The organism is Methylobacterium sp. WL103, from assembly GCF_008039885.1.
GTDB lineage: Bacteria > Pseudomonadota > Alphaproteobacteria > Rhizobiales > Beijerinckiaceae > Methylobacterium > Methylobacterium cerastii.
In genome coordinates this window covers 1-6,897 of sequence record NZ_VRUX01000205.1, presented here as the reverse complement: position 1 = coordinate 6,897, position 6,897 = coordinate 1, and the positions used below count along the sequence as shown (strand labels likewise).

Sequence of the window (6,897 nt, the reverse complement as noted above, 5' to 3'; positions counted from 1 at the left end):
CCCCCCCACCCCCCGCCCCCCCCCCCCCCCCCCACCCCCCCAACTTTTTGTTTTCAAGCTGACGACTGCATTAGAGATCGGCTCCGGTCTCGGGGGCTCGTAGAGTGGTATACGAGACCAGCACCAGCCGGTCGCCGAACCGGGCCACCATCAGGTCGTCGCGGATGCCGCCGGCGGCGTCGGTCAGCAGGCCGTAGCGCTGGCGGCCGGACCTCAGCCCGAGGATGTCGGCCGGGATCAGGGCTTCGAGGGCGCGGGCGGCGTCCGCCGGGTCGTCCGCGTGAAGCGCGATCTGGCCCATGTGGGAGACGTCGAACAGGCCGGCGCCGGCGCGGGTGTGGAGGTGCTCTTTCAGCAGCCCGGCGGGATAGTGCAGCGGCATGTCGTAGCCGGAGAACGGCACCATCCGCGCGCCGCGGCGCAGGTGCAGGGCATGCAGCGGGGTGCGCCGCGGCCCGGATGCGAGAGTGTCGTCGAAGGTCCCGAAGGTATCCGCATGCATCTGGTGATTCCACGACACGAGCCGCCGAGGAACGCGGTCGCGCGCCTCGGTTGCCCCCATCTGTCGCGGTTACCTGAGAGCTTCCCCCGGACGCCGCGTCGGCGGCCTCCAAGGTTTCTCCTTCGGTGGACGCCAGGCGGCGCCTCTCTCCAGATTGTCCAACGATACGGTGATTGTGCCTGAGAGTTTCCGGGGGTGGTTGCTCCGTCGGCGCCATGACCGGTCGTCGGACCGGCCTGGGCTCTCCCGTATCGCTTTATGCGGACGCCGTCAGACTGGCATGCCTCTCAAGGGCCGGCAAGCGGCAAGCCGACAACGGGCCTTCGCTGTCACGCTTCTCGTCCGGGAGAGGGGTGTCATCGGCCGGGGAATGTTCGGGGCGCCCTCGAAAACGCGATGGACGGCGCCGACGCTTCCGGCGATACATCCTGCCAAAGATGCAGGGGAGGGTTGCGTTTGGCACAGGACATCATCCTGTCCACCACCGGGTTGACCAAGGAATTCAAGGGGTTCCGCGCGGTCAACGGCGTGACGCTCGAAGTCGTGCGCGGCACGATCCACGCGCTGATCGGCCCGAACGGCGCCGGCAAGACGACCTGCTTCAACCTGCTCACCAAGTTCCTCAGCCCGACCGCCGGGGCGATCCACTACAAGGGCCGCGACATCAGCCGCCTGCAGCCGGCCGACGTCGCCCGGCTGGGGCTGGTGCGCTCGTTCCAGATCTCGGCGGTGTTCCCGCACCTCACGGTGATGGAGAACGTCCGCATCGCGCTTCAGCGGCGCAAGCACGGCGATTCGTTCGACTTCTGGCGGGCCGAGAAGGTGCTGCGCCGCCTCGACGCCGAGGCGCTGGACCTCGTCGACCAGGTCGGCTTGTCGGCGTTCTCCGGGCACCAGGCGGTGGAGCTGTCCTACGGCCGCAAGCGCGCGCTCGAGATCGCGACGACCCTGGCCCTCGATCCCGAAATGCTGCTGCTCGACGAGCCGATGGCCGGGATGGGCCACGAGGACGTGGAGCGCACCGCGAGCCTGATCCGCCGCGTCGGCAAGGACCGCACCATCCTGATGGTCGAGCACAACCTGTCGGTGGTGGCCTCGCTCTCGGACCGGATCACCGTGCTCGCCCGGGGCCAGGTGCTCGCGGAGGGCGACTACGCCACCGTGTCGAAGGATCCGCGCGTGATCGAAGCGTATATCGGGGCCGGGCATGGCTGAGGCAGGCATTGCTGAGACAGGTTTGGCTGAGACAGGCTTGGCTGAGGCGGCTTTGAAGACCGTGCCGCGTGCGGTCCCGGACGCCCTCCTGGCGGTGCGGGGCCTGGAGGGCTGGTACGGCGAGAGCCATGTGCTCCACGGCATCGACCTCGACGTGCGGGCCGGCGAGGTTGTGACGCTGCTCGGCCGCAACGGGGCGGGCAAGACCACGACCCTGCGCGCCATCATCGGCATCCTCGGCCGCCGCGCCGGCTCGATCACCTACGAGGGCGTCGAGACGATCGCGATGGCCTCGCGCAACATCGCGCGGCTCGGCCTCGGCTACGTGCCGGAGGAGCGCGGGATCTTCGCGAGCCTGACGGTCGCCGAGAACCTGATGCTGCCGCCGGTGGTGAAGCCCGGCGGCATGTCGGTGGCCGAGATCCACACCCTGTTCCCGAACCTCAAGGAGCGGGCCGGCAGCCAGGGCACCAAGCTCTCGGGCGGCGAGCAGCAGATGCTCGCCATCGGCCGCATCCTGCGCACCGGCGCCAAGCTGATCCTGCTCGACGAGCCGACCGAGGGGCTCGCCCCCGTCATCGTCCAGCAGATCGGCCGGACGATCCGCGAGCTGAAGGGGCGCGGCTACACCATCGTGCTCGTCGAACAGAACTTCCGCTTCGCCCAGACGCTGGCCGACCGCCACGTGGTGATCGAGCAGGGGCGGGTGGTCGACGAGATCGCCAACGACGCGCTTGACGCCAATATCGACAAGCTCCACGCCTACCTCGGGGTCTGAAGACCTCGGGGCATCGACGGACTCATCAGTCCGAATACGAAGAGAAGCGCGACGCACGAGGCCGACGACGGACGGGCACTTGGCCCCGACGCGCAAAACGGCCGGCGCACCGAGGAGGACGGACCGGATGCTGAGACGAATGCTGCTTGCCGCCGCGCTGGGGACCCTGACGACGGCGGCCGCGCAAGCCCAGACCCCCGTCAAGATCGGCGTGCTCACCGACCGCTCCGGCGTCTACGCCGACATCGCGGGCGAAGGTTCGCTCGTGGCCGCCCGGATGGCGGTGGAAGACTTCAAGGCCGCCGACAAGGGCCTCAAGGTCGAGGTCATCGCCGCCGACCACCAGAACAAGCCCGACGTCGGCTCGGCGATCGCGCGGCAATGGTACGACCGCGACGGCGTCGACCTGATCATCGACGGCGTGACCTCCTCCGTGGCCCTGGCGATCAACCAGGTCACCAAGGAGAAGAACCGGACCTTCATCGACACCGGCGCCGGCACCGCCGACCTCACCGGCGTGCAATGCACTCCCAACACCGTCCACTGGGTCTACGACACCGTGGCGCTCGCCAACGGTACCGGCGGCGCCATGGTCAAGCGCGGCGGCGACACCTGGTTCTTCCTCGCCGCCGACTACGTCTTCGGCCAGACGCTCCAGCGCGACACCACCACGGTCGTCACCAAGAACGGCGGCAAGGTCGTCGGCTCGGTCAAGACCCCGTTCCCGACCGCCGACTTCTCCTCGTTCCTGCTGCAGGCGCAGGGGTCGGGCGCCAAGGTGATCGGGCTGGCCAACGCCGGGGCCGACACCATCAACGCGATCAAGCAGGCCGGCGAGTTCGGCATCACCGAGGGCGGCCAGGCGCTGGCCGGCCTCCTCGTCTTCTCCTCCGACGTGCATTCGCTCGGCACCAAGGTGGCGCAGGGCCTGGTCCTGACCGAGCCGTTCTACTGGGACCTTACCGACGCCACCCGCGCGTTCTCGGACCGGTTCGCCAAGCAGATGGGCGGCAAGAAGCCGACCGCCAACCATGCCGGCGTCTATGCGGGCACGCTGCACTACCTCAAGGCGGTCGAGGCCCTGAAGGCATCCTCCGACGGCGCCAAGGTGGTCGCCAAGATGAAGGAGATGCCGACCGACGACCCGCTTTTCGGCAAGGGCACGATCCGCGTCGACGGGCGCAAGATCCACGACATGTACCTGTTCGAGGTCAAGAAGCCCGCCGAGTCCAAGGGCGAGTGGGACCTCTACAAGACGCTGGCCACCATCCCCGGCAACGAGGTGTTCCGCCCGCTGAACGAGGGCGGCTGCCCCCTCGTGAAGGGTTGAGCGTGTGAGGCACCCCCGCGGCGCGCGGCGCGCCGCGGGGTCGGAACAGGCGATGGCTGAGTTGCGATGACCACGATCTTCGGCGTTCCGATGCAGGCGCTGTTCGGCCAGCTCCTGCTCGGGCTGATCAACGGCTCGTTCTACGCGATCCTCAGCCTCGGGCTGGCGATCATCTTCGGGCTCCTGAACATCATCAACTTCGCCCACGGGGCGCTGTACATGATGGGCGCCTTCGTCGCCTGGATGCTGCTCAACTACCTCGGGGTGAACTACTGGTGGGCGCTGGGGCTGGCGCCGCTGATCGTCGGCGCCTTCGGCATCGTGCTGGAGCGGGTGCTGATCGCGCGGCTGTACAAGCTCGACCACCTCTACGGCCTGCTGCTGACCTTCGGCATGGCGCTGATCATCCAGGGGCTGTTCCGAAACTCCTACGGCGTCTCGGGCCTGCCCTACGCGATCCCGCCGGAACTGTCGGGCGGCCAGCGCCTGCCGTTCATGTTCCTGCCGAACTACCGCGCCTGGGTCGTGGTCGCGTCGCTGGCCGTGTGCCTGGCCACCTGGCTCGTCATCGAGAAGACCAAGCTCGGCTCGTACCTGCGCGCGGCCACCGAGAACCCGACGCTGGTCCAGGCCTTCGGCGTCAACGTGCCCCTGTTCCTGACCCTGACCTACGGGTTCGGCGTCGCGCTCGCGGGCTTCGCCGGGGTGCTCGCCGCGCCGATCTACTCGGTCAACCCCAACATGGGCGCCGACATCATCATCGTGGTCTTCGCCGTGGTGGTGATCGGCGGCATGGGCTCGATCCTCGGCTCGGTCATCACCGGCTTCGGCCTCGGGCTGATCGAGGGGCTGACCAAGGTGTTCTACCCCGAGGCCTCGGCCACCGTGATCTTCGTGATCATGGTGCTGGTGCTGCTGGTGAAGCCCGCCGGCCTGTTCGGTCGGACGGCATGATCCTCTTCGCGACAGGGCTCTGACATGGCCGACACCGCCGCCATCGCGTCCGTGGACGCCGCCCCGATCCTGCCGGCGCTGTCCGAGGGCCGGGACGTGCGCGCCCTGCACCGCAAGATCATGCTCGGCATCGCCGTGTTCCTCGCGGTGGCGCCGTTCGTGCTCTACCCCGTCTTCCTGATGAAGGTGCTGTGCTTCGGGCTGTTCGCGCTCGCGTTCAACCTACTGCTCGGCTACGGCGGCCTGCTCTCCTTCGGGCACGCCGCCTATTTCGGCATGGCGAGCTACCTCTGCGCCTACGCGGCCAAGGTCTGGGGGCTGACCCCGGAGCTCGCGATCCTCTGCGGCACGCTGACGGCGGCGCTGCTCGGGTTGGTGTTCGGGGCGCTGGCGATCCGGCGCCAGGGCATCTACTTCTCGATGATCACGCTGGCGCTCGCGCAGATGGCGTTCTTCTTCTCGCTCCAGGCCAAGTTCACCGGCGGCGAGGACGGGATCCAGGCGGTGCCGCGCGGCGCCCTGTTCGGCACGATCAGCCTCGCCGACGACCGGGCGCTCTACGGCCTCGTGGCCGTGGTGTTCCTCGGCGGCCTGCTGCTGATCTACCGCATCATCCACTCGCCGTTCGGGCAGGTGCTGAAGGCGATCCGCGACAACGAGCCCCGCGCGATCTCGCTCGGCTACCGGGTGAACCAGTACAAGCTCGCGGTGTTCGTGCTCTCGGCGACGCTCGCCGGGCTCGCCGGCTCCACCAAGGCGATCGTGTTCCAGCTCGCCTCGCTCACCGACGTGCATTGGGCGATGTCGGGCGAGGTGGTGCTGATGACGCTGGTCGGCGGCATGGGCACCGTGTTCGGGCCGATCGTCGGCGCGCTGGTGATCGTCACGATGGAGACCTACCTCGCGCAGTTCGGCGCCTGGGTCACGATCATCCAGGGCGTGGTCTTCGTGCTCTGCGTGCTGCTGTTCCGCGAGGGCATCGTCGGCCTCGTCGCGCGGATCGCCCGGCGCCCGCTGTGAGCCTGGGCGGCCGAGGGAACCGGGGGGAGGGCGGGCGCGCGAGCCCGTTCGAGACCGGGCTCGACCGCTCGGCCGCCAACCATGTGGCGCTCACCCCCGTGAGCTTCCTGGCGCGCGCCGCCGACGCCTTCGCCGACCGGATCGCGGTGATCGACGGCGACCGGCGCCTGACTTACCGCGACCTCGACGCCCGTTGCCGCCGCCTCGCTTCGGCACTGCGGGGGCGCGGCGTCGGCCGGCTCGACACCGTGGCGATCCTGGCCGGCAACGTGCCCGCGATGATCGAGGCGCACTTCGCCGTGCCGATGCTCGGCGCGGTGCTGAACCCGCTCAACACCCGCCTCGACGCGGCGACGCTCGCCGCCTCGCTGGCGCATGGCGAGGCGCGGGCGCTGATCGTCGACGCGCCGTTCCGGGCGCTCGCCGAAGAGGCGCTCGAAGCCCTTCCGGGGCCGATCCTGGTGATCGCCGTGGACGATCCCGGCGGCGGCCACGCCTACGAGGACCTGCTTGCGGAGGGCGACCCGGACTTCGCCGGGCCGGGGCCGGACGACGAGTGGCAGTCGCTTTGCCTGCTCTACACCTCGGGCACCACCGGGGACCCGAAGGGCGCGGTCTACAGCCACCGCGGCGCCTACCTTCAGGCGCTCGGCAACGCCCTCGCCTTCGGGCTCTCGGCCGACAGCGTCTACCTCTGGACGCTGCCGATGTTCCACTGCAGCGGCTGGTCGTACCCCTGGGCGGTGGTGGCGGCCGGCGGCACGCAGGTCTGCCTGCGCAAGGTCGAGCCGGCCGCGATCTACCGGGCGATCGCCGAGCAGGGCGTCACGCATCTCTGCGGCGCGCCGATCGTGCTGTCGATGATCGTCGACGCGCCGGACGCCGTGCGCGTGCCGTTCCCGCAACGCGTGCGCTGCGCCACCGGGGGCGCGGCGCCGCCCTCGACGGTGATCGCGGCGATGGAGGCGCTCGGCTTCGCGGTGACCCACCTCTACGGCTCGACCGAGAGCTACGGCCCGGCGACGATCTGCGTGCCCGGCCCCGACTGGGACGCGCTCGCTCCGGCCGAGCGCCACGGCCGCATGGCCCGCCAGGGCG

General features: G+C 69.6%; 6 protein-coding genes, 1 pseudogene and 1 riboswitch. Of the genes and pseudogenes, 6 read left to right on the top strand and 1 reads right to left on the bottom strand.

What is annotated here, in order from left to right:
• Window positions 1-115: 115 nt before the first annotated feature.
• Window positions 116-502 (bottom strand): annotated as a pseudogene (locus tag FV222_RS13685) (hypothetical protein); the annotation flags it as partial.
• A gap of 157 nt (window positions 503-659) precedes the next feature.
• Window positions 660-761, bottom strand: a riboswitch (glycine riboswitch).
• Window positions 762-958: 197 nt separating this feature from the next.
• On the opposite strand from FV222_RS13685, the gene FV222_RS13680 reads away from it, so the two are divergent.
• The 6 genes from FV222_RS13680 to FV222_RS13655 all read left to right on the top strand — a co-directional run.
• On the top strand, window positions 959-1,717 hold the full coding sequence (locus FV222_RS13680; RefSeq protein ID WP_147752112.1) for an ABC transporter ATP-binding protein: 759 nt from the start codon (window positions 959-961) through the stop codon (window positions 1,715-1,717).
• A 37-nt stretch (window positions 1,718-1,754) separates the two neighbouring features.
• Entirely contained in the window at window positions 1,755-2,495 is a 741-nt protein-coding gene (locus tag FV222_RS13675) for an ABC transporter ATP-binding protein (protein ID WP_147752110.1), read from the top strand.
• Between the two features lie 127 nt (window positions 2,496-2,622).
• Window positions 2,623-3,825, top strand: coding sequence for an ABC transporter substrate-binding protein (locus tag FV222_RS13670; protein WP_147814660.1), 1,203 nt, complete (start codon window positions 2,623-2,625; stop codon window positions 3,823-3,825).
• Between the two features lie 66 nt (window positions 3,826-3,891).
• Complete coding sequence (locus FV222_RS13665; RefSeq protein ID WP_147752108.1) at window positions 3,892-4,779, top strand: branched-chain amino acid ABC transporter permease; 888 nt, start codon at window positions 3,892-3,894, stop codon at window positions 4,777-4,779.
• 24 nt (window positions 4,780-4,803) lie between these two features.
• A complete protein-coding gene (locus FV222_RS13660) occupies window positions 4,804-5,799 on the top strand; it encodes a branched-chain amino acid ABC transporter permease (RefSeq protein WP_147752107.1) in 996 nt (331 codons plus the stop codon).
• Window positions 5,796-6,897 (top strand): AMP-binding protein (locus FV222_RS13655; protein ID WP_147814658.1); only part of this gene is annotated, 1,102 nt, incomplete at its 3' end. The genes FV222_RS13660 and FV222_RS13655, both read left to right, overlap by 4 nt.